The 26,980-nt window shown below is 47.2% G+C and carries 32 protein-coding genes; 18 read left to right on the forward strand and 14 right to left on the reverse strand.

Annotated elements, in window-relative coordinates:
- The first annotated feature begins 9 nt into the window (after positions 1-9).
- From J3B89_RS08430 to rluB, 3 genes are read left to right on the forward strand one after another with little or no spacing between them, the layout of a single operon-like run.
- Positions 10-834 (forward strand): segregation and condensation protein A, encoded by an 825-nt coding sequence (locus tag J3B89_RS08430; RefSeq protein WP_215397104.1) that lies wholly within the window; start codon positions 10-12, stop codon positions 832-834.
- Positions 834-1,418 (forward strand): SMC-Scp complex subunit ScpB, encoded by a 585-nt coding sequence (gene scpB / locus J3B89_RS08435; protein ID WP_215397105.1) that lies wholly within the window; start codon positions 834-836, stop codon positions 1,416-1,418. The genes J3B89_RS08430 and scpB overlap by 1 nt, the downstream gene beginning before the upstream one ends.
- Positions 1,418-2,428 (forward strand): 23S rRNA pseudouridine(2605) synthase RluB, encoded by a 1,011-nt coding sequence (gene rluB / locus J3B89_RS08440; RefSeq protein WP_215397106.1) that lies wholly within the window; start codon positions 1,418-1,420, stop codon positions 2,426-2,428. The genes scpB and rluB overlap by 1 nt, the downstream gene beginning before the upstream one ends.
- A 60-nt stretch (positions 2,429-2,488) precedes the next feature.
- On the opposite strand, the gene J3B89_RS08445 is transcribed toward rluB, so the two are convergent.
- From J3B89_RS08445 to J3B89_RS08465, 5 genes are all read right to left on the reverse strand, one after another.
- The gene (locus tag J3B89_RS08445; RefSeq protein ID WP_215397107.1) at positions 2,489-2,716 is read right to left on the reverse strand and encodes a hypothetical protein; all 228 of its coding nucleotides are present in this window, start codon (positions 2,714-2,716) and stop codon (positions 2,489-2,491) included.
- Between the two features lie 155 nt (positions 2,717-2,871).
- Positions 2,872-3,093 (reverse strand): hypothetical protein, encoded by a 222-nt coding sequence (locus tag J3B89_RS08450; RefSeq protein ID WP_215397108.1) that lies wholly within the window; start codon positions 3,091-3,093, stop codon positions 2,872-2,874.
- Positions 3,094-3,104: 11 nt separating this feature from the next.
- Positions 3,105-3,893 (reverse strand): hypothetical protein, encoded by a 789-nt coding sequence (locus J3B89_RS08455; RefSeq protein WP_215768299.1) that lies wholly within the window; start codon positions 3,891-3,893, stop codon positions 3,105-3,107.
- Positions 3,894-4,108: 215 nt separating this feature from the next.
- Positions 4,109-4,954: an SDR family NAD(P)-dependent oxidoreductase gene (locus J3B89_RS08460; protein WP_251372316.1), complete on the reverse strand. Its 846-nt coding sequence runs from the start codon at positions 4,952-4,954 to the stop codon at positions 4,109-4,111.
- A 10-nt stretch (positions 4,955-4,964) separates the two neighbouring features.
- Positions 4,965-5,729 carry a hypothetical protein gene (locus tag J3B89_RS08465; RefSeq protein WP_215397110.1) on the reverse strand — a complete coding sequence of 255 codons (765 nt, stop codon included), beginning with the start codon at positions 5,727-5,729 and terminating at the stop codon, positions 4,965-4,967.
- A 129-nt stretch (positions 5,730-5,858) separates the two neighbouring features.
- On the opposite strand from J3B89_RS08465, the gene J3B89_RS08470 reads away from it, so the two are divergent.
- On the forward strand, positions 5,859-7,001 hold the full coding sequence (locus J3B89_RS08470; RefSeq protein WP_215397111.1) for a sensor histidine kinase: 1,143 nt from the start codon (positions 5,859-5,861) through the stop codon (positions 6,999-7,001).
- Positions 6,994-7,638, forward strand: a complete 645-nt coding sequence (locus J3B89_RS08475) for a response regulator (RefSeq protein ID WP_215397112.1) — start codon at positions 6,994-6,996, stop codon at positions 7,636-7,638. Before J3B89_RS08470 ends, J3B89_RS08475 begins: the two co-directional genes overlap by 8 nt.
- Here J3B89_RS08475 and galE read toward each other — a convergent pair.
- Together galE and J3B89_RS08485 are read right to left on the reverse strand one after the other, a co-directional pair.
- Positions 7,635-8,651 carry a UDP-glucose 4-epimerase GalE gene (galE, locus tag J3B89_RS08480; protein WP_215397113.1) on the reverse strand — a complete coding sequence of 339 codons (1,017 nt, stop codon included), beginning with the start codon at positions 8,649-8,651 and terminating at the stop codon, positions 7,635-7,637. The two genes, J3B89_RS08475 and galE, sit on opposite strands and share 4 nt — an antisense overlap.
- A gap of 24 nt (positions 8,652-8,675) precedes the next feature.
- The gene (locus J3B89_RS08485; RefSeq protein WP_215397114.1) at positions 8,676-8,975 is read right to left on the reverse strand and encodes a YciI family protein; all 300 of its coding nucleotides are present in this window, start codon (positions 8,973-8,975) and stop codon (positions 8,676-8,678) included.
- Positions 8,976-9,174: 199 nt separating this feature from the next.
- Between J3B89_RS08485 and J3B89_RS08490 the strand changes: the two genes are divergently transcribed.
- Complete coding sequence (locus tag J3B89_RS08490) at positions 9,175-10,587, forward strand: sodium-dependent transporter (protein ID WP_215397115.1); 1,413 nt, start codon at positions 9,175-9,177, stop codon at positions 10,585-10,587.
- A 61-nt stretch (positions 10,588-10,648) separates the two neighbouring features.
- On the opposite strand, the gene J3B89_RS08495 is transcribed toward J3B89_RS08490, so the two are convergent.
- The 3 genes from J3B89_RS08495 to tsaA are packed head-to-tail and all read right to left on the reverse strand — an operon-like array spanning position 10,649 to position 14,207.
- Complete coding sequence (locus J3B89_RS08495; RefSeq protein WP_215397116.1) at positions 10,649-12,376, reverse strand: proline--tRNA ligase; 1,728 nt, start codon at positions 12,374-12,376, stop codon at positions 10,649-10,651.
- Between the two features lie 60 nt (positions 12,377-12,436).
- The gene (locus J3B89_RS08500) at positions 12,437-13,504 is read right to left on the reverse strand and encodes a Kelch repeat-containing protein (RefSeq protein WP_215397117.1); all 1,068 of its coding nucleotides are present in this window, start codon (positions 13,502-13,504) and stop codon (positions 12,437-12,439) included.
- Positions 13,473-14,207, reverse strand: a complete 735-nt coding sequence (gene tsaA / locus J3B89_RS08505) for a tRNA (N6-threonylcarbamoyladenosine(37)-N6)-methyltransferase TrmO (protein ID WP_349814205.1) — start codon at positions 14,205-14,207, stop codon at positions 13,473-13,475. Before tsaA ends, J3B89_RS08500 begins: the two co-directional genes overlap by 32 nt.
- Before the next feature lie 129 nt (positions 14,208-14,336).
- Between tsaA and purU the strand changes: the two genes are divergently transcribed.
- Both purU and J3B89_RS08515 read left to right on the forward strand, forming a co-directional pair.
- Positions 14,337-15,170, forward strand: a complete 834-nt coding sequence (gene purU, locus J3B89_RS08510; RefSeq protein WP_215397118.1) for a formyltetrahydrofolate deformylase — start codon at positions 14,337-14,339, stop codon at positions 15,168-15,170.
- 67 nt (positions 15,171-15,237) lie between these two features.
- Positions 15,238-15,774 carry a hypothetical protein gene (locus tag J3B89_RS08515; RefSeq protein WP_215397119.1) on the forward strand — a complete coding sequence of 179 codons (537 nt, stop codon included), beginning with the start codon at positions 15,238-15,240 and terminating at the stop codon, positions 15,772-15,774.
- Here J3B89_RS08515 and can read toward each other — a convergent pair whose 3' ends face one another.
- Positions 15,775-16,431 carry a carbonate dehydratase gene (gene can / locus J3B89_RS08520; protein WP_215397120.1) on the reverse strand — a complete coding sequence of 219 codons (657 nt, stop codon included), beginning with the start codon at positions 16,429-16,431 and terminating at the stop codon, positions 15,775-15,777.
- Between the two features lie 204 nt (positions 16,432-16,635).
- Here can and J3B89_RS08525 point away from each other — a divergent pair, with 204 nt between their 5' ends.
- The gene (locus J3B89_RS08525; protein ID WP_215397121.1) at positions 16,636-18,054 is read left to right on the forward strand and encodes a mannose-1-phosphate guanylyltransferase/mannose-6-phosphate isomerase; all 1,419 of its coding nucleotides are present in this window, start codon (positions 16,636-16,638) and stop codon (positions 18,052-18,054) included.
- A gap of 346 nt (positions 18,055-18,400) precedes the next feature.
- The gene (locus tag J3B89_RS08530; protein WP_215397122.1) at positions 18,401-18,931 is read left to right on the forward strand and encodes an H-NS family histone-like protein; all 531 of its coding nucleotides are present in this window, start codon (positions 18,401-18,403) and stop codon (positions 18,929-18,931) included.
- A 49-nt stretch (positions 18,932-18,980) separates the two neighbouring features.
- Here J3B89_RS08530 and J3B89_RS08535 read toward each other — a convergent pair whose 3' ends face one another.
- Positions 18,981-19,352, reverse strand: a complete 372-nt coding sequence (locus J3B89_RS08535; protein WP_215397123.1) for a DUF6746 family protein — start codon at positions 19,350-19,352, stop codon at positions 18,981-18,983.
- Between the two features lie 427 nt (positions 19,353-19,779).
- Between J3B89_RS08535 and J3B89_RS08540 the strand changes: the two genes are divergently transcribed.
- Both J3B89_RS08540 and J3B89_RS08545 read left to right on the forward strand, forming a co-directional pair.
- Positions 19,780-19,932, forward strand: coding sequence for a hypothetical protein (locus tag J3B89_RS08540; RefSeq protein ID WP_215397124.1), 153 nt, complete (start codon positions 19,780-19,782; stop codon positions 19,930-19,932).
- A 130-nt stretch (positions 19,933-20,062) separates the two neighbouring features.
- On the forward strand, positions 20,063-20,416 hold the full coding sequence (locus J3B89_RS08545) for a VOC family protein (protein WP_215397125.1): 354 nt from the start codon (positions 20,063-20,065) through the stop codon (positions 20,414-20,416).
- A 66-nt stretch (positions 20,417-20,482) separates the two neighbouring features.
- On the opposite strand, the gene J3B89_RS08550 is transcribed toward J3B89_RS08545, so the two are convergent.
- Positions 20,483-20,740: a hypothetical protein gene (locus J3B89_RS08550; RefSeq protein ID WP_215397126.1), complete on the reverse strand. Its 258-nt coding sequence runs from the start codon at positions 20,738-20,740 to the stop codon at positions 20,483-20,485.
- Positions 20,741-21,005: 265 nt separating this feature from the next.
- On the opposite strand from J3B89_RS08550, the gene J3B89_RS08555 reads away from it, so the two are divergent.
- Positions 21,006-21,758, forward strand: coding sequence for a substrate-binding periplasmic protein (locus J3B89_RS08555; protein WP_349814206.1), 753 nt, complete (start codon positions 21,006-21,008; stop codon positions 21,756-21,758).
- A 34-nt stretch (positions 21,759-21,792) separates the two neighbouring features.
- On the opposite strand, the gene ettA is transcribed toward J3B89_RS08555, so the two are convergent.
- A complete protein-coding gene (gene ettA, locus J3B89_RS08560; protein ID WP_215397127.1) occupies positions 21,793-23,454 on the reverse strand; it encodes an energy-dependent translational throttle protein EttA in 1,662 nt (553 codons plus the stop codon).
- A 160-nt stretch (positions 23,455-23,614) separates the two neighbouring features.
- Between ettA and J3B89_RS08565 the strand changes: the two genes are divergently transcribed.
- The 5 genes from J3B89_RS08565 to J3B89_RS08585 all read left to right on the forward strand — a co-directional run bounded on the left by J3B89_RS08565 (position 23,615) and on the right by J3B89_RS08585 (position 26,883).
- A complete protein-coding gene (locus J3B89_RS08565) occupies positions 23,615-23,968 on the forward strand; it encodes a DUF2750 domain-containing protein (RefSeq protein WP_215397128.1) in 354 nt (117 codons plus the stop codon).
- Positions 23,969-24,111: 143 nt separating this feature from the next.
- A complete protein-coding gene (gene folE / locus J3B89_RS08570; RefSeq protein ID WP_215397129.1) occupies positions 24,112-24,756 on the forward strand; it encodes a GTP cyclohydrolase I FolE in 645 nt (214 codons plus the stop codon).
- Positions 24,757-24,884: 128 nt separating this feature from the next.
- Positions 24,885-25,514: a PepSY-associated TM helix domain-containing protein gene (locus J3B89_RS08575; RefSeq protein ID WP_215397130.1), complete on the forward strand. Its 630-nt coding sequence runs from the start codon at positions 24,885-24,887 to the stop codon at positions 25,512-25,514.
- Between the two features lie 32 nt (positions 25,515-25,546).
- On the forward strand, positions 25,547-26,044 hold the full coding sequence (locus J3B89_RS08580; protein WP_215397131.1) for a DUF2271 domain-containing protein: 498 nt from the start codon (positions 25,547-25,549) through the stop codon (positions 26,042-26,044).
- A gap of 38 nt (positions 26,045-26,082) precedes the next feature.
- On the forward strand, positions 26,083-26,883 hold the full coding sequence (locus tag J3B89_RS08585; RefSeq protein WP_215397132.1) for a DUF4198 domain-containing protein: 801 nt from the start codon (positions 26,083-26,085) through the stop codon (positions 26,881-26,883).
- Positions 26,884-26,980 lie beyond the last annotated feature (97 nt).

A 26,980-nucleotide genomic window follows, 5' to 3' on the forward strand; every position in this document is an offset into this window, starting at 1 on the left:
GATCGTACCTTGAGCGACATTCTCAGTGACAGCTTAACCATACAGCAACCGTTGCCACTGGCCTTTGTGCGCGGTGAGGCGGTGCTGCACCGGCCGGAAGACTTATATATTCCACCGGATGCACTGGAAATCTTGCTCGATGCTTTTGAAGGCCCGCTGGATTTTCTGTTGTATTTAATCCGCAAGCATAAGTTTGATATTGTCGATTTGCCGGTAAATGAAATTACTCTGCAATATATGGAATATATCGATCTGATGCAGGGGCTGAATTTTGAACTGGCGGCAGAATATTTAGTGATGGCAGCGATGCTGGCCGAGATTAAATCGCGCTTATTGTTGCCGCGGCACAGCGAAGTGGAAGACGAAGAAGCCGACCCACGCGCCGAGCTTATCCGCCGCTTGCAGGAATACGAAGTATTTAAACAGGCCGCCACAGAGCTTGACAGCCTGCCGCGCGATGAGCGTGATCACTTTAACGCCACTGCGGTGTTAGCCGATAACTTTGCGCCATTGCTGATTTTGCCTGATGTTGATTTAGCTGAGCTGACGCTGGCACTCAAAGACATTGCAAAGCGGGCAAAAGATTTTCAGCACCATCATATTAAACGCGAGCATTTGTCTACCCGCGAGAGGATGAGCCGTATTCTGGGTTTACTTGGCCAACATAACGGCTATCTGGCGTTTTCCGGCTGTTTTGACGTAACAGAAGGCCGTGAAGGCGTGGTGGTGACCTTTTTAGCCATACTGGAGCTGACCAAAGAAAAGCTGATAGACATTATTCAGGTAGAAGCTTATGGCCAAATTCATGTCAAACTTAAAGCGGGTGAGGCATAATGGCGGATAAAATTAACGATGTGCAACTGATGCAACTGGTGGAAGCCGCCATTTTTGCCGCTGATAAGCCACTAAGCAGTGATGATTTACAAAGCACAGTGCTGGATGGTTTTAATGTCAGTAAAAAACGCCTGAGCGAAACCTTAACCCGGCTAATGCAGGATTATGCAGGGCGGGGTGTTACGCTGGCGGAAACCGCATCGGGCTACCGTTTTATTACCAAACCGGAGCTAAGTGACTATTTAGCCAGGCTGTGGCCGGAGCGCTCGCCACGTTATTCGCGCGCCGTGCTGGAAACTCTGGCATTGATTGCCTACCGCCAACCGATAACCCGTGGCGAGATTGAAGATATCCGCGGCGTGTCGGTAAGCAGCCAGATTATGCGCACCTTACTGGATCGTAACTGGGTTAAGGTGGTCGGCCACAAAGAAGTACCGGGCCGGCCGGGCTTATACGCCACTACAAAAGAGTTTTTAGATTACTTTGGTTTAAAACATTTAAACCAGTTACCCCCCTTGCCGGAATTTCAGGCTATTAGCATGGATCTGGCTGACACCGTCGTGACGACAGGAGAATTGCACTAATGAGTGAAAAAGCAGCCAGCGAGAAGCTACAAAAAGTATTGGCCCGTGCCGGATTAGGCTCGCGCCGTGAAATGGAAGACTGGATCAGTGGCGGCCGTGTAACAGTAGATGGTAAACCCGCAACCTTAGGTGATCGCATCAGCCCAACCCAACAGGTACGGGTAGACGGTCACCCGGTACAAATTGCCAGCGAAGAGCAGCAAATTTGCCGCGTGCTGGCGTACCACAAGCCGGAAGGCGAAATTTGTTCGCGCACCGATCCTGAAGGGCGCCCTACGGTATTTTCCCGCTTGCCGAATATTAAAGGCGCGCGCTGGATAGCCATTGGCCGCCTTGATATTAACACCTCAGGTTTATTGCTGTTTACTACCGATGGTGAGCTGGCTAACCGCCTGATGCACCCAAAATTTGAAGTTGAACGTGAATACGCCGTAAGGGTGTTTGGTGAGATAAATGACGCGATGATCCAGCGCTTGCGCACCGGCGTTGAGCTGGAAGACGGCAAAGCCAACTTTAAGAAAATTAAAGCCCTGCCAGGTGAAGGCATTAACCGCTGGTTCCATGTAGTGCTTACAGAAGGCCGTAACCGTGAAGTGCGCCGGATGTGGGAATCACAGGGGGCGGTAGTCAGCCGCCTTATTCGCGTGCGCTATGGCGATTTACTGCTGCCAAAACACTTACCTGCAGGTGGTTATGCCGAGTATCCGCTGGAAGACGTAAACTACCTGCGTAAGTTAGTTAGCTTGGCGCCGGAAGTTGCAACTCTGGTTAAACCGGAAGACCGCGACGAGCGTCGCCGCCGTATGGCCAGCATGAAGCGCGCCGTGCGTAAACACGATATCGCCGCTAAAACGCCAGTGCGTGCGCCAAAAGAGCGCAAAACAGGCGAAGCCCGGCCGACAAAACCAGATGATAATAAACCAGCAGGGCGCAGAGGCCCGGCAACTCCGAAGGGCAAGCCACAACGCCAGCCCACCGGTAAAAAGCCCAGCCGCGAAGGCAGAGGTTAATTGATCATATACAACAAAGGCGCGTAACGCGCCTTTGTGTTTTAGTGCATATTCTGCTATCTAGGGTGTGTGTAGTGTTCTTGGAATAGCATGCTGGGTTGCCACGGCAATTAAGCCTCCAATAAAGGCAAGCATTGGGCCTGTGACAATGCCGCCAAGCTGAAAATACCCCATCACTGAACCAACAAGCAGCATGAATAAGCCAAGGTTTTTGAGCGCTGCAGCTTTCTGGTTTTCATGGCTCCACTGTTGGCAGTTAGCACATTGCAGCATAAAAATACCGTTCACTTTCTTTGTTGCTGCAGCTTGCTTTATATTGACTCTGTGTCCACAGGCGGGGCATTGCAACACTTTCATTAATGTACTTCCCTTATTTTTTGTTCAATATATTGATTTATCTAATATTTTTTTGGTGAAGGCCATGAGGATTTTACCCGCCAGACTTAACTTGGGTGTGTTTTATCTTCATTTTTTAGCAGTAGCTTGCTGCAAAGTCTTGCAAGGCCAAATCCCACCAGGAGTGCCACGAAGAAGATCCACCAGGAGGTAAAATATAGTCCCGCGAATATAGCGATAATAAAGCTGATAAAGGCCAGTAATTCATCCAATAATTCCGCTATTGAAGCTCTTAACGAGTTGAAGAAGCCTTGTTTCCTATCTTGCATAGTTTTATTCCTTAGCGGCACAAACCTTTCAACTTAATATTTTCTGGTCTGCGGCAAAATTCGTTGATTGGAACCGGGGTTGATTCAATACTGTTCGCAATCTGCACCGCTTGTATTTCTGCTAATAATGCGGACGATATACCATCTTCTTCAGCTGTCGTTTTAGATGTATGAGGTATGGCGCGAAAGGCATTCGGTATGCGCTCTGTGTTTCCTGTAAGGATTGCGTTCATAATAGCGTCTGGTGAGTTATAACCCGACGCTATTGCCTGAATAGCCGCCCCAAAGCTTGCAATTGTTAGGTTAGTTATTCTCGCAGACCATTTTTGGGCAGAGGGAATGTTTTTACCCAACCTGCCCAGCATAGTCGCGTAGTTAGTAAACATGCCGCCGTGAAAGCGGCCTGCAATATCACTTTTTCGGTATTTAAGATTAAAACGTACGACTTCTAGTATATTTTGTTGTGTTCGTTCAATATTCTCTGACCTCAAAAGCTCGTGCAAAATTTGAGCTAAAGCATTTTGCCGCAACATAGCTTCAGTCTTTCGTTTTGTACCTAAAGAGCCGGTGATCATCAGAACTTGGATAATTCCAATCCACCATGTTTTGGGATGGTTGTATATACCGTTACTGTATCGCTGCCATACAGGTGCTTGATTTTTAGCAAAATCATTAAAGAAAACTTCGGTCAGATGTGAATTGTCTTTGCTGAGCTGCTCAATTAGTTGTTGTACTGATTCTTTTTCATTTGTAGACAGTATGAGCGTTTCAGCTCCGTTTCCGCTGGTAATTGCCATCATTCCCTCTTGGCTTTGTGTATTTAATGTAAATTAAAAGTATTAAAGCATGGATGCTTATTGTGAGCAATAAAAAGTCATAGCAGGGAGGAGTGTTTGTTTCACCGAGAAATGTTCGTTAATTATATGAATTTAGTTTTACACTGGTTGCACTTGAAGGCACTTACTAAAACAAGGCTGGATAGTGTCTGATATCGATATTCTGCTCACCTTGCTGGTTATCGCACTTTACTTTTTCGCACCATTTTATACAGTAGCTCAGGCGATAGGCGTGACACCAGGGCGCCTAAGCGTTCTTTTAAGCCGCCGATCACAATATAGTTTTTACCTTTTAGCAGCGCTTTTACTGCTTTTGCGGCAAAAGCTTCTGCGCTCATGGCATTGGCCTGGGCGTCATCCATGGTACCCAGCGTACTGCCGTCGCCGGTTAGTGCATTACGTGATACATCGGTTTTAACAAAACCGGGGAAAATGGTCGCCACAGTTAAGCCTTGCTCAAACAGTTCAGCACGCAGGCTGTTTGCCCATAAATGCAGTGCCGCTTTGGCGGCAGAATAACTGCCGCGATATTGGGTACCCACTAAACCTGCAACAGAGGAAATAAATACAACTTTACCGCCTCCATCGGCCAGTAACAGTGGTAGTGCCTGACGGGTTAAATTAATCTGAGCAAAATAATCGACGTTAAATAATTTGCGATCAGTGTCTGCTGTAGTATCAACAATCAGCGCCCGCTGGCTTATACCGGCATTATTAATTAACCAGTCCAGGCCGACAATTTGCTGCTGTATATTACCAATAGCACTGGTAACTGCCGCACTGTCAGTGATATCTAAAGGTAATAATAAGTGTTGTGTGCTATTAGCTAAGCTGGCGCGTACCCGCTTTAGCTCTGCTTCTCTGCGGGCGCTTAGGATCAGGCGGGCACCATCAGCGGCCAGCTCACGAGCCAGCGCCTCGCCAATACCTCCGGAGGCACCGGTGATCCAGATTACTTTATTTTGTAATGCAGCGTTTTGTAATGTCATATCTTGCGCTATTTGCTGTTGGGCGATACAGCACATTAAGCCAGCCTCAACGCTGTTGTAAAGCCTTGTTGGGCAGCACCTTATATTTGCGTTTGTAGTAACCGGTAAGCAGAATCATGGCACTTACGCCAATAACCGGTGCTGCCAGCCAGCTAACCAGTTGCCATTGTTCGGGTAGCCATTGTGACAATATACGGCGACCACCCGCAGCAAAAAATGCGGTGTAAACCGCAATACCGCTGCCAACCATGGCGCTGAAATGCTCAATAATCCAGGCGCGTGGCTTTATCTCTTTTTTGTAAACATAAAAGCTGATGCTGCTGGCAGTAACCAGGCTGACTACAGCGAAGATAATCAGCAGTGGCATACCCACAGTTATACCCTGATAAGCCACAAATAATGCTGTCGGAAACAATACCAATACGGGGCCTTGATAAACCCAGCGGCGTAGCATACTGCGATCGTGTTTGGCCTGTAGCACACCAATAGCGTGGCGCACTGTAACCCAGGTAAGTAAGCTTAGCAGCAGTAAAAACTGCGAAAACGGTACACGCCATACCAGCATGTGCTCAATTTGCGCTGCGGTCATTTGTTTGCCAGCGGTGTACATACCAACAGGGTCGTATAACCCTATCAGACTCATTACAATGCCCGAGCCGGAAACAACCAGCATAAGATAATAAAACACTTTGCCGATGTTAATATGCAGCTTACTGCCTTTACGGGCAATAACCGGTAGCCAGTACAGCAGCAATGCAACTGCTCCCAGCGCAATATGCACATATAACAAAGTGGAATGAATAAGCGACATAGTTATCCTCCTTGGTTAATTGCTGCAGCATAGCGTTGTACTTCCTCTGGTACAGGTGCCAAAAGTCAGGACTTTTTAATATGACTTTTGGCCTATTGCAGTTATTTTGCTGCCACGCATAATGCGCTGATGAAACCAAAATTTGATTTTGCCACTCTGGCCGGTTTATTAACCTGGGCTCTGGTGTATAGCGTCAGCTGTTATCTGTTGCAAAAAACTGCACCCGGCCAAAACCAGTGGCTGGTGCATGCGCTTTTTGTCGCTTACGGTGGCCTGTTCTGGTTGCTGACGCGTGAGCATGGCACTTATGCACTGCGGGAGCGCTATGGCAAAGCTTTATTACTGCTGCAGTTGGCGGTAGCATTTGGCTTGCTGTGGCTTTTACCCAACCGCTATTTTGAGTTTTTATCCATTCTGACTATTATCTGGGCCGCAATGCTGCCTTTTATTATGCGTACCAGCCGTGCAGTGCTGCTGATAATAGTGGTAGTTGCCGGCTGGTACAGCCTGGTGGCATGGCAAAGTGGCAGCAGTACCTGGATTACTGCATTGCTGTATGGCAGCTTTCATGTCTTTGCCGTGTTGGTGCAAAGTGCCAGCCGCGATGCCGAAGCTGCTAAAGATGAACTGGAGCAAAAGCATCAGCAACTGCTGGCAACCCAGCAATTGCTGCAAGGTGCGTCACGTCAGAGTGAACGAACCCGCATTGCCCGTAATTTGCACGATGTGGTAGGGCATCATTTAACTGCGCTAACCATTCAGCTGCAGGTTGCCAGCCATATCAGCGAAGGTGAAGCCAAAATGCAGATAGATAAATGCTATCAACTGGCAAAACTACTGCTATCAGATGTAAGAGAAGCCGTAAGTACCATGCGTCAGTATGCTGGTGTAACCTTGCTGGATGCGATAACGCCGTTATTGGTGCTGCTGCCTGAGCGGCTTGAAGTAAAGCTACAGATCCCACCTGACATTATGCTTAATGATTTACATCAGGCGCAGCATTTGCTGTGCATAGTGCAGGAAGCGATAAGCAATAGCCTGAAGCACAGCGGTGCCAGCCAGCTGCATCTTTCGGCCAGTGTAAAACAGCAGCAGCTACTTATTGTAATTTATGATAACGGCAGTTTGGCGCCAAACTGGCAGCCGGGCAATGGTATTAAAGGTATGCAGGAGCGGCTGGCTGAGTGTGGTGGGCACTTGCAACTGGATAAACAACAACAGGCCATTCTGCTTACTGTAACGCTGCCTTACATCGAGAATGAAAATGCATAAAGTGTTGCTGGTAGATGATCAGAAATTAATCCGCGATGGTATCGCCAGCCTGTTAGCCTTATCGGGAAAAGTAGCGGTTGTGGGCGAGTGCGTAGATGGCTCTGGCGTAGTAAATGCCTGTATGCAATTGCAACCAGATGTAATTTTGCTCGATTTATCAATGCCGGTGATGAATGGCGTGCAAACGCTGGCAGCATTGCAGCAGGCTGATATCAACATCCCGGTGTTAATTCTTACCACTTTTGATGAACATGAACTGGTACTAAAGAGTATTGCACTGGGCGCCCGTGGCTTTTTACTAAAAGATGTATCGTTGGACACTTTAGTGCAGGCCATTGCTACTTTAGCGGCTGGCGGTAGCTGGTTTGCACCGAATATCACTGAACGTTTGCTGGGCAGTGTGCGCAGCAATAAAGCCAGCTTTGCTATGCCTGTGCAACTGGAGCCGCTAAGTGATAAAGAGTTAGAGATTTTGCAATTAATGGCGGCAGGCTACAGTAATAAAGAAATTGCCGCCGCGCTGTATAAATCGGAAGGTACTGTAAAAAACCAGTGCTCAGCTATTCTTGCCAAACTAGGCGTGCGGGATCGCACCCGGGCTGTATTGCTGGCACTGGAGCTTGGGTTAATTAGCTAGCCTTTATAGCCATTGGGGTTAGCCGATTGCCAGCGCCAGCTGTCACCAACCATGTCATCCAGTGTTTTTTCGGCCTGCCAGCCCAGCAGCATCTTGGCTTTCGTTGGCTCGGCGTAGCATACTGCGATATCACCGGCGCGGCGTGGTGCTATCTGGTAGGGCACAGCAATGTTGTTTACCTGGCTAAAGGCTTTTACCATATCCAATACACTGTAACCGGTGCCGGTACCAAGATTTATCGCTTCAATACCATTGTGCTGTTCCAGATACTGCAGGGCCTTCACATGGCCGCGGGCTAAGTCAACTACATGGATATAATCGCGCACGCCGGTACCGTCATGGGTGGCATAATCGTTGCCAAATACGCTGAGTTTGTCGCGCTTACCAACGGCGACCTGGGAGATAAACGGCATCAGGTTATTAGGAATACCGTTAGGGTCTTCACCGATACGGCCGCTGTCGTGCGCCCCTACAGGGTTAAAGTAACGTAGCAGGGTAATACCCCAGTCGGGTTCGGCGCGTACTAAATCTTCCAGAATATGTTCGATCATCAATTTGCTCTGGCCATAAGGGTTAGTGGCTGAGCGCGGGGCAGTTTCCGGGATAGGCACTTGCTTAGCATCGCCGTATACGGTAGCAGATGAGCTAAACACCAGTTTTTTTACATTAAACTCCCGCATTACCCGGCACAGGGTTACGGTACCGGCAACATTGTTGTCGTAGTAGTGCAGTGGTATCTGGGTAGATTCACCCACCGCTTTTAGCCCGGCAAAGTGGATAACCGCGCTGATACTGTAGTCAGTAAACAGCTGGCGCAGTGCCTGCTCGTCACGGATATCGCCGTTAATACTAACAATACTTTTACCGCTAAGCTGCTCAACCCGTTGTAAAGCTGCGTCTGAGCTATTGCTAAAGTTGTCAAAACTCAGCACTTTGTAGCCCGCATTCAGCAGTTCCAGTGCGGTATGGCTGCCAATATAGCCAGCACCGCCGGTGAGTAAAATATGACTCATGCTTGTCTCCTGATTTGTCGGGCCTTACGGCAATACTTTTTTAAACGGTTTTACCGTTGAGCGGGCGTAAACGCCTGCGGCCAGATACGGATCGGCATCTGCCCAGTGCTGTGCTTCAATTAATGAAGTAAATTCGGCAACGACCAATGAGCCACTAAAGCCTGCGCTGCCCGGATCCAGGCTGTCGATGGCAGGCAAAGGCCCGGCCAATAGCAGGCGGCCTTCAGCTTTTAGTTGCTCTAAACGGGCCAGGTGTGCCGGGCGGGTAGCCAGGCGCTTATCTAAGCTGCCTGTAACATCTTCAGAGTAAATCATATAAAACATGGGTAAGTCCTTCTGCAGCACTGATTTTAACTGGCGCACCTTAGCAGATCCTGAACGTTGTTCCAACGACATTAAACGCATCGGAGCAGTGCAGCACTAGGATTTGCCGCAGCAGCCTGTTAGCATGCAGAGCGCTATAACAATAACCGGGCAAAACCCCGGCATTCTAATAAGAAAAATTCAGGGAGTCCGCGTAGCAATGAAACGTGAACAATTCAGTTCCAGCCTGGGCTTTGTACTGGCAGCAGCCGGTTCAGCAGTAGGTATCGGTAATCTGGTCGCCTTTCCGGTAATGGCCAGTAAAAATGGCGGTGCCGCCTTTTTAATTATGTATGCCGTTTTTGTATTCTTTATCTGTTTGCCGGTAATGCTGGCCGAGATGAGCTTAGGCCGCCATACCCGGCAAAACCCGTTGGGTGCCTACACTGAAATCGGCCAAAACCGTGCATGGCGCACAGTTGGCTGGATGTCAGTTATTACGCCTTTTATGATTGGTGTGTTTTATCTGGTGATCACGGTATGGATTTTTGGTTATCTGGCTAAATCGGTGATGGGGCAGTTAAACGAGCTTGCCGGGCCAGATAGTTTTGATGTGTTTATTAATAGCAACGAGCTGTTTATCTATATGGCGGTTGTGATTGGCCTGACTTTTGCTATTTTGCAAGGTGGGGTAAAGCAAGGTATTGAGAAGGCTGCCCGGGTATTAATGCCAATGCTGTTTATTATGCTGATAGCGCTGGTGATTTATGTGTTTACTCTGGATAACGCTATGTTGGGAGTGAAATTTTTCCTTATCCCGGACTTTGATAAGCTCACCGGTAAGGTACTAAACGGCGCGCTGGCGCAGGCATTTTTTTCACTGTCGCTGGCTATGGGTATTTTAATTACCTATGGCTCTTATATTCAGAAAAACAACAATATTGTACAGGCCGGTAAAATGGTAGCCGGCCTGTCGGTACTGGTGGCCTGCTGTTCCGGTTTACTGATTTTGCCTGCGGTATTTTCGTTTAACCCGGATATTCAGTTAAGCGAATTATCCGAGTCCAGTATTGGCATGATTTTTATGTTTCTGCCAAAAATCTTTCTGGCGTTGCAGGCTGATATTGGTTATTTCGGGGCGTCTTTTATTGCCAGCTTTTTCTTTCTACTGGTGTTTTTTGCGGCGCTAACATCTTTGGTATCTATTATTGAAGTACCGGTATGCAGCTTAATGGATAGTAAAGGTGTCAGCCGCCGTGCTGCTTTGTATACTCTGGGCGGCGCTATGATTGTACTGTCAGTGATTTCAGCGCTGTCGTTTGGCCGGGTAGAGCTGTTTAGCAACCTGTTAAGCTACGGTGGCGTAAATAAATCGTTTTTTGCACTGGTATATGACATCTTCTACGAAACCATACTGCCGCTTAATGGTTTCCTGTTATGCCTGTTCGTCATTTACCGCTGGAAGAAGCATAATCTGGACGCGGAGATCAGCCAGGGTAACAGTACTTTTGCCGGTTCGGTATTGCAAAAATACGTTAATTTTTCGCTGGGTACCTTTATTCCGCTAATTCTGGCGGTGATTTTTGTTAATACGGTATCCACCATATTTTTTGGTAAAAACCTGTTGTTTTAAGCTAACGGCAGATATGAAAAAGGCAGCGAACCCGCTGCCTTTTTTGCATATAAAGTGGAAGTTATTTTGCCAGTTTCTGTTGCATGGCAGCAACCACGGCCGGGATATCGAGCATTTCTTTCTCACCGCTACGGCGGTTTTTGTATTCCACCTGCTGGTTGTCGAGGTTACGCTCACCAATAACGATGCTGTGTGGAATACCCATCAGCTCCATATCGGCAAACATTACGCCCGGGCGCTCTTTACGGTCGTCGAACAGCACTTCAAAGCCCGCCGCTGTCAGCTCGTTATACAAACGCACTGTGGCTTCTTCAATGCGCACTGATTTGTGCATATTCATTGGTATTAAGGCAATTTGAAACGGCGCTATTGCATCAGGCCAGATAATGCCGTATTCATCGTTGTTCTGCTCAATAGCGGCAGCGATAATACGTGACACACCCACACCATAACAGCCCATAGTCATGATCTGGTGTTTGCCTTCTTCGTTCAGTACACCGGCTTTTAACGCTTGTGAGTAGCGCTCGCCTAACTGGAAAATATGGCCGACTTCAATACCACGTTTAACCACCAGTTTGCCTTTACCGCACGGGCTGGCATCACCTTCAACGATATTGCGTAAATCTGCCACGCTGTAATCTTTAATATCACGGTCCCAGTTAACGCCGGTTAAGTGATAACCATCTTTGTTGGCGCCACAGATAAAATCGCTAAGATGTGCGGCGCTGCGATCAACAATAACCGGAATGGGCATCGCAACCGGGCCCAGTGAGCCAGGGCCAGCGCCAATAGCCGCACGGATTTCTTCCTCGCTGGCAAATACCAGTGGGCTTTGCACTTGCGGTAGCTTTTCAGCTTTAATTTCGTTTAGCTCGTGATCGCCCCGCAGTACCAGGGCCACCAGTGTTTGCGGCGCTTTATCATCGGTTTTAGCAGCGTAAACAATCAGGGTTTTGCTTACCCGCGCCATATCCTGCTGTAACAAGGCAGCGACATCGGCCACAGTTTTTGCATTAGGGGTGGCTACTTCGGCTAATTGCTGCGTGGCTGCTGCACGTTCCCCTTGTGGTGCTACGGCTTCGGCCATTTCTATATTAGCGGCATAATCGCTTTCATCTGAAAAGGCGATAGCGTCTTCTCCGGATGCTGCCAGCACATGAAACTCATGCGACATACTGCCGCCGATAGCCCCTGTGTCGGCCAGTACCGGGCGGAAGTCTAACCCTAAACGGGTGAAAATATTACAATATGCCTGATACATGGCATTGTAGGTTTGTTGCAGGCTGTCCTGGCTTAAATGAAAGGAGTAAGCATCTTTCATCAGAAATTCACGCGCGCGCATCACGCCAAAACGTGGGCGGCGCTCGTCACGGAATTTGGTCTGAATTTGATACAGGTTCAAAGGTAGCTGCTTGTAGCTGGTAATTTCGCGGCGAACCAGATCTGTTATCACTTCTTCATGCGTTGGCCCCAGCACAAAATCACGGGTGTGACGGTCTTTAAAACGCAGTAGCTCAGCGTCCATTTTATCCCAGCGGCCAGATTCCTGCCATAACTCAGCCGGTTGCACCATTGGCATTAATACTTCAATGGCGCCGGCCTTATTCATTTCTTCGCGGACGATCTGCTCTACCTTACGCAGCACCCGCACGCCGGTAGGTAAGTAGGTGTACATGCCTGAGGCAACACGGCGGATCATGCCGGCGCGCAACATTAACTTGTGGCTGATCACTTCAGCATCGGCTGGTGTTTCTTTGATGGTGGATAGTAAGTACTGACTGCTGCGCATCGTAATTCCGTATTGGTGCTAAAAAATTGCCGCCATTCTAGCAAGGCGGCAGGGGCAATTCTATTGGAGTTTTATCGGGTGTTTAATCAGTTTGCTGCTAACTTGCTGGCCGCTTGTCATGCCACCTACTGAATAAATCTCGCCATCTATCTCTACCAGACTTCTTAAATCCATTACTGCAGTGGTGTCAGCGGCTTTAAGCCAGCGTTTTTCTGCGGGTGAAAATAGCCACACTTTATTGTCCGGCTCTGAGGCTGCGCCATTATAGCCAATGCCATTATAACTATAGGGGTTAGTACTGCCGCCAATAAATACCAGCATATCTTTGCCGTCTACCCTGGTATTAATGCCAGCCATGCGATACCTTGCTGTGCCGGTAGGATGATCAATAAGGCGCCAGTCAATCTGGTTAGCATTGCTACCCACAGTGCCTAAATAGCAGGCTGGCTCACTTTTGTACTCGCGTTTTTTATCAGCATAATACTCAAGTGCCACCCCATCGCAGATCAGCATTTGATTACCGGCCATGGCACCGGCTAAACCAAACACAGGCTTGCCGGGAAAGGGCGTAGCCTGCGACCAGCGCTGGGTAAAGTTATCAAAAACCTGCACCAGATTTACATTGCCATGGTCACTCCAGCCGCTAACCAGATAGATATAGCGGTTTTGATAGGTTAACGCTACGGCATCGCCTACCGGTACCGGGATGTCATTTAATTTGGTGTAACGGCGGGTAACCGGATCCAGCCGGTAGCTGTCATTGGCGGTTTGTTCACTGCCATCAGCATTTGCAGTAAAACCACCAAAAACGAAAAAGTTGTTATTAAGTGCCACTGCACTGGCTGCAACCCGGCCACTTAACTTTTGTGTGCTTGGTACTGCAGGCAAACTTTGCCAGCCGAACTCTCCGACAGTATGCATCCAAACTTTGTTATGCATATCGTTGTGTTGTTTGCCCGGGCCCAGACCCATAAAGCTGGCAATATAGGTTTTACCCCGCACAGTAGTACTGGCAACGGCGTTATTGCTTACCGGCTCGGGTAAGTCGGGCAGGGTGGTTGCGGATACGGCAACACAGGTTGCTGCAGCTGCCACACTACTCAGGTAGCTGATGGATTTCAGTAACATGGTTATGTTCTCCGTTCACGGTCCATTTAATATTGTAGTTATACAGTGTCATACCATAATGTTGTTCACCGTCGCGTTGTTTTTTATAAGACGGCCTGGGGTCTTGCTTTAACACTTTATCGATAAATATTTGTAAATCAGGGTATTGGGTTTGCTTTTGGCAAAATGCGCTGGCGGCTTCGCTAAAACTGACGGTCATAGCTGTTTGCGGTGCTGCATCGGCAAAACCTCCTGCGGCGTCAGGTAATGCGTCTGAGTATGGCAAATAGGGTTTAATATCCACCACCGGGGTGCCATCAAGCAGGTCTATGCCACTTAGTTTCAGCATCAGTTTACCGTTTTTGCGCTCAACGCCTTCCAGCTTTACTACCGATAACCCTATCGGATTAGGCCTGAAAGTCGCACGGGTAGCAAATACGCCTTTGCGGGCATTACCTCCCAGGCGGGGGGGGCGCACCATCGGCGACCAGCCTTTATCTGCTGTTTCGTGAAATACAAACAGTAGCCACAAGTGGCTGAAGCTGTCTATACCGCGCAAAATGGCCTCATCGCTGTAATCGCTTTCCAGCACCAGATAGCCGGTAGCTTCAGGGATCAGGCCGGGCTGGCGCGGAATAGCAAATTTTTGCTTGTAGGGTGATTGAATATAACCCACCACATTAAACTGATAAGACGCCATAGACTCCAAAGCTATACTGATCAAACCCGACTGCGGGTATTATGCGGTTTTTTGTCGAAACAACAAGTTAAGCAGGACGTCTAAATGTCTTTGACGCTGCAGGCCAAGATGCGGTAAAACAACAGCTGGATTAAAAAACAACAGATGTGAGATATGGAACGCAAAATTTTATTAACGGAATGCCCCGACTCTAAAGGTCTTATCGCGCAGATCACCAATATTTGCTACAAACATCAGCTGAATATCATCCGCAATACCGAGTATGTTGACCCGGTAAGCGGCCGGTTTTATATGCGCACAGAACTCGAAGGCGTATTTAACGACGCCACCTTGTTGTTTGATTTAGACAGAGCCTTACCGCCGGGGTCTGAGCGTAGCCTGGTCAGCCAGCGGGCGAAACGGGTGGTAGTGCTGGTAACCAAAGAAGCGCATTGCCTTGGCGACATTTTAATTAAGGTATTTGATGGCTCGCTGGCGTTGGATATTGCCGCCGTAGTAGGAAATTATCCCGGGCTGGAGCAATTAGCAGCCCGTTTTGATTTACCTTACCATTATGTTTGTCACAAAGGTTTAAGCCGCACCGAGCATGAAGCAGCCTTGCTGGAGGTAATAAAACCTTACCAGCCTGAATATCTGGTACTGGCTAAATTTATGCGTATTTTAACGCCGGCTTTTGTAGCTCAGTTTCCGGAAAAAATTATTAATATCCATCACAGCTTTTTACCGGCGTTTATTGGCGCTAACCCTTACCAGCAGGCATTTGAGCGCGGGGTGAAAATTATTGGCGCTACAGCGCACTTTGTAAATGACCACCTGGATGAGGGGCCTATTATTCAACAAATGGTTGCACCGGTGGATCATAACTTCAGTGCTGAGGATATGGCCAGAGCCGGGCGTGATGTAGAAAAAGCCGCCTTAAGCAAAGCGTTGCAACTGGTGGTAGAAGACAGGGTGTTTGTGCATGGTAATAAAACCGTCATTTTGTAGCCGCAGGTTTTACATTACAGCGGTTTTCTCTGATACTTGGCTGACAGTCATTTCTGAGTAATACAATATGAGCCGTATCTTTTTAAGTATGCTGTTACTATGTGGTGTTTCTGCATTATGTGCGGCTGAACAGGCTACGCTTCATCCAAAGCTTGAACCGTTAAGGCCATACCTAAACCAATATTGGCAAGGCGATTTAAGCCAGCCAGGAGCCGATACTAAGGTAATTGATCGCTCGCTGTGGAGCCGCGCGTTAAATGGTCAGGCTATAAAAACGGTGCATTCGGTTAATGACGGCCAGTATGGTGGTGAGTCATTTATTTTCTGGGATGAATCAAAGCAAAGTCTGGCATATTACTATTTCACCACCGCGGGTTTTTATACCCATGGCACTATGCAGTTTGATGCTCAGATAGGACAGATTATCGCTGTGGAACAAGTAGAAAATAACCAAAATGGTATTACTGAAGTAAAGTCTTTCAGCCGTATTATGCCGGATGGCAAAATGGAAGTGAAATCCAGCTATTTGCAAAATGGCAACTGGGTGGATGGCCACAGCGCCACCTATCAGCCGGTGGCGCAGCAGCAAATTATTTTTAAATAGTTATTTTTCGCTGATATGGCAGTCGGCCAGATCCAGCGTATAAATATCGTCAATTTTATCCGCGCAGGAATGGCTGACACGTAAATCTTTTACCCGGCCGTTACGCAAGCTGTATACCCAGCCATGAATGGTTAATGGCTGGCCACGCTCCCAGGCTTCCTGCACAAAGCTGGTGTGGCACAGGTTACGTACCTGTTCCATCACGTTTAGCTCTATCAGCCGGTTTAACCGTTCACTGTCGTCGGCAACTTGCTCCAGCTCATCACGGTGCATAGAGTAAACATCTTTAACATTACGCAGCCAGTTATCGACAAAGCCAACCCGCTGCTTGGTCATCGCAGCTTTAACGCCACCACAGCCATAATGTCCCACTACTAAAATATGTTTTACTTTAAGAATATCAATAGCATACTGCAGAACTGATAAACAATTCATATCAGAATGCAGCACCAAATTTGCGACATTACGGTGTACAAATAATTCGCCTGGCAACAGGCCTACAATTTCATTGGCTGGTACGCGGCTGTCAGAGCAACCTATCCACAGATATTCCGGCGCCTGTTGCTCGGATAACTGCTGAAAAAACCCCGGTTGTTCTTTTTCAATCCGGTCTGCCCAATTTCTATTGTTGACAAACAGCTGTTTAAAATCTGGCATAACCCTACCCTGATCAGAAAAATCGCGACAAGATAGCCGATCTTACCTGCTTTTAGAGCACCGACCAGCTGAAATTAAACGGTATTGTACGGAAACTTACCACGCAGATTAAGTTAATGCCAGCGGCTGACGAAACCAAAGCAATATCGCTATACTGTGGCAAAGGTTGTTTTATAACGCTAAGTTCAACAAAAGGAAGCAAAAATGATCCCCGTAATACTGTCAGGTGGCTCAGGCACAAGGTTGTGGCCCTTATCACGGGCAAAAAAGCCAAAACAATTTCTGCCGCTGCTGAATGACAAAAGCATGCTGCAAAATACTATTTTGCGGTTAAAAGGTCTGGCAGGTTTACAACCGCCAATGGTGATCTGTAACGAGGATCATCGCTTTATGGTAGCAGAACAACTGCGTGAACTGAGCGCCGGCCAGCCAACAATTATGCTGGAGCCTGTGGGGCGCAATACGGCACCGGCAATAGCGGTTGCGGCTATGCAGGCTATGGCAGATGGCGACGACCCGTTGTTGCTGGTGCTGGCCGCTGACCATGCTATTAAGGATATTCCTGCATTTCACCGCGCGGTGGAGCTGGCGGCACCGGCCGCAAAGCTCGGCAAGCTGGTAACCTTTGGTATAGTACCCACCAGTGCACATACCGGCTATGGTTATATCCGCCGTGCCGATATTGCTGATAGCAGCTTACCGGCCGAAGTGGCTGCCGTGGCCAAATTCTGTGAAAAACCGGACTTGGCGACGGCACAGCAATTTGTCGATTCAGGCGAGTACTTCTGGAACAGTGGTATGTTTTTGTTTAAAGCCAGCAGCTTACTTGATGCATTAAAGCAATTTGCTCCGGCTATTATCAGTGCCGCTACGCAGGCATTGGCAAATGCCGCCAGAGATCTGGATTTTATCCGGCTGGATAAAGCGGCATTTTCTGCCAGCCCGTCTGACTCGATAGACTATGCTGTGATGGAAAAATCAGCCAATACCGCTATGGTCGCGCTGGATGCCGGCTGGAGTGATGTTGGTAGTTGGGATGCATTGTGGGAGGTAATGGCTAAAGATGAGCAGGGGAATGCCTGTCGTGGCGATGTTTTGCTGGAGCAATGTAAAAACAGCTATGTTAATGCTGAAGAGCGTCTGGTAGCCGTTATTGGCCTGGATGACGTTGTGGTTGTTGAAACTAAAGATGCTGTTCTGGTTGCCAGCAAAGCGCATATTCAGGGTGTAAAAAACGTGGTGGCTAAATTGCAAAGTTATGGCCGCACTGAAGTTGATTTACACCGCGAAGTGTTCCGCCCATGGGGTAAATATGATTCTGTGGATAATGGCAGCCGTTATCAGGTTAAACATATTACAGTAAAACCCGGCGCTAAACTGTCAGTACAAATGCATCATCATCGCGCGGAACATTGGGTAGTTGTCAGCGGCTCGGCGTTAGTACGTAATGGCGACAATGAGTTTCTGGTCACTGAAAATGAATCTACCTATATTCCGGTAGGTGTGATCCATTCACTGGAAAATCCCGGCAAAATTCCGTTAGAGCTGATTGAAGTGCAATCCGGCAGTTATCTGGGCGAGGATGATATTGTACGGTTTGAAGACAAATATGGCCGCAGCTGAGATTATACGTCGTTAGCTGGTACAGTTCGTCCGCCAGGTTATCGCAAGTACAGCAGCATTTTTACCGGCTAAGTGCTGCTGTGTTTAACTTTTATCCACACCTTTGCACCGGAGTCACGGCGTGCAGCTTTAATCCTGATAGTACTAATGTAGGAAATATGCTTAGATTAAATGTATAATCAAAGCGTCAAACCCTGTTAATGGAACAAAAATACGGCAATATTACTTCAATCTTAACTGAAGCTGAATGAATGATATTGTTTTTGTTGTTTAAGTGTTTTTTATATCTTTATTTTATTTGGTAAATTGCTTATCCTTTGGTGATGAATTATTAAAGGAGATGGCAATGTCAATTTTATTAGATAAACGTGAACTAAAGAAAGCAGCAAAAGAACTACCATTGGTTAAACTGACTGACGTTATTGAAACTCTGAATGCGGTGTTAGCAGAACGTCAGGTAGAAGTTGAATTGATTACCCAGTTAGAGCAGCTTGCTAAAGCTCAGGGCTTTACGATGGAGCAACTGGGGTACAAATTAAATAATGATTTAATCAGCACAGATGCTCAGGATGGCCCGTCTAAAGCAGACAAGCGTCCTACCAAGCCTAAATTTAAAACGATCAATAAAGACAGCCAGTACTTTTACGTTGAGAATGGCCAGCTGCAGCTGTTACGTACGCATACCATGAAAAAAGGCTTGCAGGAGCGCGGTATTGACGTAGTTCCGGTAACTAAAGTTGATAAAAAATATGCTAAGCAAATTGATGGTTTAATTGCCGATGCCACAGCACAAGCGATAGAAAACTTTAATGCTAAAGTAGATGCCTGGAATGAATGGGCAGCAGCCAATTCTGAAGAAATTCTTACCAAAAAATAATCAAACGTTTTAAAGCATAAAGCCCGGATCAGCCGGGCTTGCTATTTAATTACTTCACCAGTGTTTGTGCTGCTTTAATATAAGCATCACCACGATCTTTTGCTGTTGCTGTATCCATGTGCTCAGAAGCAACATGCACTTCTTCCAGTACGTCTTTTAATTTACCGGTTTCAGCATGAATTTTTTCCAGCGCCACCTCAATGGTGTAGGTTAGTTCGTGAATTTCGACCATCGCCAGTGGTGTCAGCTCTCCTGCCAATACAGTTTTTAGCTTTTGATTATACTCACTGAAATTGGCTACTGCCTGTTCCAGTGTTTCTGCAGGTTTACCTTTATAATGATCTGGCCGTTCATCGGCCTGAACCAGCGCAGAACTTAACAAAGCTGCCGCCACCAATGTTGCAGATAAGATTTTTTTCATACAAAACTCCAAAACGTAAATGAGAACCTTTCGCAACTAATTTATCATATAACCAAGCCGCAGCCTACCAGAAACCCTAAAAAGCTGCATTTTTGCATCTGACAACTTTTAGGTAAGATTTTTTGATTAGAATAACTAACCAAAATTATGCGTGGCCTATCCTGGTAAACGCCTTGCTACTTCAGTGTCTTTTAGATTTTAGATGTAGATTATTCGCATAATTTGCTATTTTACATGCATATAAATTATTTTATGTCGGTTTTTGTCGTTTTGGCTAGTGATAGATTTTTGAATTTACCATGAACTTTATCTTGCTTATTCATTAGATTTTGTAATGCTTTGGCTGCAATTTATCTCGTTCGTGAATTGTGCAAAAAGTCGGCATAATGCACAGCATACAGGCAAAGGCGAAACACAGAGGTGAAGCATGACAACATTAAATACTGCAGCAGATAAACATAATGTTACTGGCAAGCGCAGCAATGCTATTGGCCGTGCTTTGCTGATACGCCGTATCAACCACTTGCTGGCCCAAATAGGCCGGGCTCTAAACACCGGTTCTATGGTAAGAAGTAAATAAACCAGGTTGTTCTGCAACAGAAAAGCCACGCGTTCCCAACCCGCGTGGCTTTTCTGTTTCTGCTATCTTGTTAGCGCCGGTGGCTTGCATTACATTAGTAGATAAATGGGTAGAACTGGGAGCTTAAATAATGAGTGGGCATGAAAAAATCAATTATGTAGAGCTTCCGGCAAGTAATTTAGCGGCAGCAAAGCAGTTTTACGGGCAGGTATTTGGCTGGGTATTTGCAGACTATGGCCCAGATTATGTAGCGTTTGCCAATTCAGGTCTGGACGGAGGTTTTTACCGGGCGGCAAAACAATCCAGTGTTGCAGCAGGTGCTGCTCTGGTCGTGTTATACAGTAAAGATTTGCAGCAAACAGAAGCTAAGATCTTAGCTGCCGGCGGTACTATTGTTAAACCTGTGTTTACCTTTCCCGGTGGGCGCCGGTTTCACTTTGCCGATCCGAATGGTAATGAACTTGCAGTTTGGTCAGAGCAGTAAGAGCATGCCGCTTACGCCGTATTGCTGACGTAAGCGGATTGTCTGGTGCTGGCATAACTACAGCCCTTATTTTTTGCTGTCAGATGTTTGCCCGGCTGTTTGTGTTACATGTTGTGCGGCCTGCTCAGAACCGTTTGGGAAAAACAATTCTGTTGCCGTTTTTTCCAATGCAGTTTTAGCCTGCTGTTTGATATTGTTACCCAGCTCTGCCAGTTGATTACTTACCACTTCAGTTAAATTGTCAGTAATAGTGTTTGCCTGTGCAGGCGCTACAAAGCCGGTAGCGATAACAGTTGCCAGAGTAAGTGCAGTTAACGTTTTCATATTTTTTCGTCCTTTTGTTTCGGGTTGGTGTTATTTACACCCTTACCTATTACAAACGGCGTGCCAGAATTTAAAATTTATTTATCATTATGATTTTAAACAATTTTATTTTTGTCTTTGCGATTTTGATTTTCTGCTTTGTTTGATATTGCCAACTTAGGTTAGCGAAATTGACTAAAATTTAGTTTATTTTTATCCGTGCACTGGTTATGAAAGCAGAACTACAATAGTCTATGTTGCAAAGTAAAAAAGCCGGGCAGGTAAAGTGACTACGTTAAAATTACTATTGGGTTTGCTGTATTGTCTGAGTTTTACTGTAGCGGCCGTTGCGCCTTTGCGGGTGGTAACTGAGCTCTCCCCGCCACATCAGACAATACAGCAAGGCGAAGTAGCCGGGCTTAGTACGGCATTGGTAAAGGCTGTACTGGCAGAAGCTAAGCTGGAGGCCAGAATTGAAATATATCCGTGGGCCCGCTCATTTCGTATTGCCCGTAGTCAGCCGAATGTTCTTATTTACAATATGGCCCGCACGGCTGAACGTGAGAACGAATTTCACTGGATTGGCACTGTTGCCGCTTATCAGTTAGGTTTTGTTGCTTTAAGCCATCGCAAGGATATTAAAATTGAAAAACTACAGGATGCTAAAGCATTTACTATTGCGGTTCAGCGGGATGATTTATCTGCTAACTTTTTAATAAATAATGGTTTTGCCCAGGGGCAACAATTGGTGCTATCTGCTGATATTACTGAGTCGTGGCAATTATTACTTAATGGCAAGGTAGATTTAGTTATTGATGATCCGGTAGCGCTGACTGATATGGCTGCTAATCTGAAATTGCCGGAGAAATACATCCGTTTTGTATATGCAGTGCCGGAGTTAGCGCAGCAAACCTGGCTGGCAGCTAATATACAAACATCACCAGGGCTGGTGACAAAGTTAAAACAAGCTCATCAGAAAGTGGCTACGACAGAGCTTTATCAAAAAGTTATGTTATCCAGTTACCACCCGCTGCAATAAAAAGCCCGCTGTGTAGCGGGCGTTATCTCAAACATCAGATTTTTTTGTATTTAATACGGTGTGGTTCCAAAGCATCAGCACCATAAGTGGCTTTTAACCAGGTTTCATAGTCTGAGTAGTTACCCTCAAAGAAATTCACTTTGCCTTCATCACGGTAATCCAGAATATGCGTAGCGATGCGGTCAAGGAACCAACGGTCGTGTGAAATCACCATAGCGCAGCCCGGGAAGTCGAGCAGGGCATTTTCAAGGGCGCGCAGTGTTTCTACGTCCAAATCGTTGGTAGGTTCATCCAGTAACAACATATTGCCGCCGGCTTTTAGCAGGGCAGCTAAATGCACACGGTTACGCTCACCACCCGATAGCTCGCCGATAAACTTTTGCTGATCGTTGCCTTTAAAGTTAAAGCGGCCCACGTAAGCCCGGCTGGGGATCTGAAAGCTACCTATTTGCAGCATATCCTGACCGTTAGAAATCTCCTGCCATACCGTGTTTTTCGGGTTCATATTGTCGCGGAACTGATCCACACTGGCCAGTTGTACGGTGTCGCCAATGCTAATGTCGCCGGAGTCAGCCTGCTCTGCACCACTGATCATTTTAAACAATGTCGATTTACCGGCACCGTTCGGGCCGATAATACCAACGATAGCACCTTTGGGAATGCTGAAGCTTAAATCGTCTATCAATAAACGATCGCCAAAAGACTTCCGCAGGTGGTTAACTTCCAGCACTTTATCACCCAGGCGTGGCCCAGGTGGAATAAACAGCTCATTGGTTTCGTTACGTTTTTGAAATTCCTGGCTTTGTAGTTCTTCAAAGCGTGCCATCCGCGCTTTACTCTTGGCATGGCGGCCTTTCGGGTTCGTGCGCACCCATTCTAGCTCTTGCTTAATTGAGCGCTGGCGGGCATTTTCAGCTTTTTCTTCCTGTTGCAGACGGGCATCTTTTTGTTCCAGCCAGGAAGAGTAATTACCTTCCCATGGAATGCCATAGCCACGGTCCAGCTCTAAAATCCAGCCGGCAACGTTATCAAGGAAATAGCGGTCGTGGGTAATGGCTACTACAGTGCCGGGGTAATCGTGCAGGAAGCGCTCCAGCCAGGCAACAGATTCAGCATCCAGGTGGTTGGTTGGCTCGTCCAGCAACAGCATGTCTGGCCGTTCTAACAATAAGCGGCAAATAGCGACGCGGCGGCGTTCACCACCTGATAAATGCTCAATTCTGGCATCCCACGGTGGCAGGCGCAGTGCGTCGGCGGCGCGCTCCAGCGTATTATCCAGGTTATGGCCTTCTTTGGCCTGGATCAGGGCTTCCAGTTCGCCTTGCTCGCGGGCTAAGGCATCAAAGTCAGCATTTTCATCGGCATAGGCAGCGTAAACTTCATCTAAGCGGCTCAGGGCGTTTTTAACGTCGCTGACGGCCTCTTCAACTATTTCACGCACAGTTTTGTTTGGGTCTAACTGCGGCTCTTGCGGCAGATAACCTATTTTAGTTCCTGCCAGTGGCCGGGCTTCGCCTTCAAACTCCTTGTCGACACCTGCCATAATGCGCAACAGGGTAGATTTACCTGAGCCGTTTAAACCCAGCACGCCAATTTTGGCACCGGGGAAGAAAGATAATGAAATGTCTTTTAAAATAGTGCGTTTAGGTGGCACCACCTTAGACACGCGATGCATTGAGTAGATATATTGAGCCATGTTTTATCTGCTTATCATTGCTGGTAATAGTGCCGGCAATTGTACGTTATTTTCACCGGGCAGGGAAAGGCGCGGCGAGGGCGGATAAGATAAAACTCGCTTTTACGCCGTGCTTTCTGGTCTAATAGCAACCGGTACTTTACCCCGGGTGGAAATGAATATGAGTCAATTTGCGCAAGATCCCAGTTTTCAGCGTTTCGTTGAAGAAGCCAAGACCCATGGTGTGGTTTATGTATTAGCAGACGGTGAAGATCTGCTGGTAGTTGAATCGGTAGAATTTGAAGACACTGACGTAATGCCATTCTGGTCAGATGAAGCATCTGCTGCAGCGCATTGCTCAGAAGAGTGGGCAGTGTACAAGCCAGAAGCCATTCCGCTGGACGTATTCTGTGATGGCTGGTTAAAAGAAATGTACGATGATGGCGTGTTAATTGGCACTAACTGGGACGAAAGTTTAAACGGCCCTGAGGTAGAACCGCGCGAGTTACTTGAAGCCCTGTCACTGGTGCAGTAAGCCGTTCTGCTGTTGAAAGCCTTGCGGTTTTCCCGGCTGCAGGGCTTTGCTGATCATAAAAATGGCAAAAAAATGACTTTACTCTTAAACTACCGGCCTTGGCTGCACGTATTGTTGGTCTAACAGCCGGTTTGGATATAGTTATGTTATCAGAAGAAGCAGTATTGGTACGAAGCGCGTTAGAAGCACTGGGGCTTGAAACTCCGATGCTGGACAATGGTTTGTCGCGTGATCAGAAGTACGACAAGATAAGTCGCCTGATGGCGGAAGTTGTCAGCACGCTGGGCCTGGATTTGCGGGATGACAGCTTAAGCGAAACACCGCACCGGATTGCCAAAATGTATGTTGATGAGATTTTTGGCGGTCTTAATTATGCTAACTTCCCGAAAATGGCATTGATTGAAAACAAAATGCAGGTGAAGGAAATGGTGAAGGTGAAGGACATCAGCTTTACCAGCACCTGCGAGCATCATTTTGTTACGATTGATGGCTATGCTACGGTGGCCTATATTCCGGAAAAACGCATTATCGGTTTATCAAAAATTAACCGTATAGTACGCTTTTTTGCTCAGCGCCCGCAGGTGCAGGAACGCTTAACCCAACAGGTTCTGGTGGCAATGCAAACCTTGTTGCAAACCCAAAATGTGGCGGTAACAATGGAAGCGGTGCACTACTGCGTAAAATCGCGTGGCGTAATGGATGTCAACTCCAAAACCCAAACTACAGCGCTTGGCGGTATCTTTAAAGATGATGGCCGTACCCGCGCCGAGTTTCTTGCCCGCTACTAAAGCTTTGTTTTGTATGGTTTACTGATACTAAGGCGCTTAAATGCGCCTTTTTTATGCCTTGTTTTTTTGTTGCAAATGCGAATTGTTATCAGTATTATGCCGGTAACTTTTTTACCGGTAGTGTTGTAATGATAGAACGTGGTCGTGGCCCTGTGCTGGCAAAATTTATGCGGTTGCTGCACAGCTACAGCTCAATGCTGGTGTTGGTACTACTGCTGTTTTTTGCTATTACCGGCATAACCCTTAACCACCCTGATCTGCTGTACAGCACGGCAGGTAAAAGTAGCCGTCAGCAAGTGCTGACATTACCTGAGGCCTTGCAATATTCCGATTTACCTCAGTCAGACAGCGAGCAAGCTGCCGTTGCTTCGCAATTTCGTGACTGGCTGAGCCGCGAGCATCAGGTTAAAGCATCGGTATTCAGTTATCAGTTTGATACTGACGATAGCCTGCTGGAACTGGATTTTAAACGCCCGGCGGGGTATGCCTCTGTCGTAGTAGATTTTGCCGCCAACACAGCTGAGCTGGAACTAGAGTTTAACGGCTATCTGGCACTGTTAAACGATTTACATAAAGGCCGTAATGCCGGGCTTAGCTGGCTGCTGTTAATTGATCTTACCGCGGTTGCCTGCATTATTTTTGCCCTGACCGGGTTTTATCTGATGCTCAAGCAAGCCACAAGGCGCAGTGTTGGTAACAGCCTGGCCATGCTGGGTATTTTTATCAGTTTGTTTGCATATATCTTGTCGTTACATTAACGCCGGTGTTGGCGTACTGCAGAGGGAACATTATGAAGTTAACCGGTGCTTGTTTATGTGTATGTGCAGCGGCCTTATTTGGGCACGCTACGGCGCAGGCTGCACAAAGTGATATTAAGTTGGAATTGCCGGCAATTGAAACCAGTCAATACCACCGGCCTTATGTTGCCGTGTGGATTGAAGATGCGCAGCAGCAACCGGTAAAACTGATTGCACTGTGGGTAGAAAAACCAGACTGGTTAAAGGATTTACGCCGCTTTTGGCGCAAAATTGGCCGCAGCAATACCGCCTTGGTTGATGCCGTAAGCGGTGCCACGCAGAAGCCAGGCAACTATACCCTGCACTGGGACGGAAACAATGATGACGGCAGTGCACTGCCGCCTGGCAAGTATACGCTTTTTGTTGAAGCTGCCCGCGAGCAGGGGGGGCGTAGCCTGGCTAAGCATGATTTTACCCTGCCAGCGACAAGTGCCGTGATTGAAATAGCCGCCGATGGTGAGCTTGGCGACATCAGCGCAACACTGCGCTGAGTAATACCTGAATTAACAGACTATTAAGGAATATTGAAATGTTAAAAAAAGCAGCATTAGTAATGTCGGCACTGTGTATCAGTGCCAGTGTCAGTGCTCATACATTATGGCTGGTACCCAGCCACTACGTGTTATCTAAGCAGGACAGCTGGATAGCAGTGGACGCCTCAGCTGCCAATATGACATTTGTACCGGATAAAGGCATTGGTTTAAATAGTCTTAAACTGTATGCCCCTGATGGCAAAGCACAGGATGTGACTACCGTATATCAGGGCAAGCGTAAATCTATGGCGGACGTTCAGCTATCCGGCGATGGTACTTACCGGCTGGAAATGGCTAACCCGGTGCGTTATTTCACCAGCTATGAGCTAAATGGTGAGCGCAAACGGCTAATGGCAAATAAACAGGAGCGTACAGCACAGTTACCCGCCGGAGCCACCAAAGTAGAAACAGTGCAAATGCGCAGCCGCAATTTTGCTTATGTTACAGTAAACAGCCCGACACAAACGGTGCTGAAACTACAAAATGCCGGGCTGGAAATCAGCAGCAACACGCACCCGGCCGATGTGGTAGCAGAAGAAAACCTGCAACTGGTGTTTAACATGGATGGTAAACCACAGGCGGGAGTAAAAGGCACCCTGTCTTATGAAGGTGAGTTGTATCGTAACGATGCCGGTCGGGTTGAATTTGAAACCGACAGCAAAGGCCAGTTCAGTTTTACGCCACAACACGCCGGACGCTATTTAATTGAAGCATCGTATTCTGCTGATACTGCTACCGCTCTGGCAGATAAAGTACGTGAATCTGTGACCTTTACCTTTGAAGTGGCCCTGCCATAACCAAGCAATTTATTGTTTTATCCGATAAAGCCAGCCTGTTTCGATAGGCTGGCTTTCTGCTATTTGTTACACTCTGGCGCAAAGTATTTGCAGGGAA

Source organism: Rheinheimera oceanensis (assembly GCF_018831085.1).
Lineage (GTDB): Bacteria > Pseudomonadota > Gammaproteobacteria > Enterobacterales > Alteromonadaceae > Alishewanella > Alishewanella oceanensis.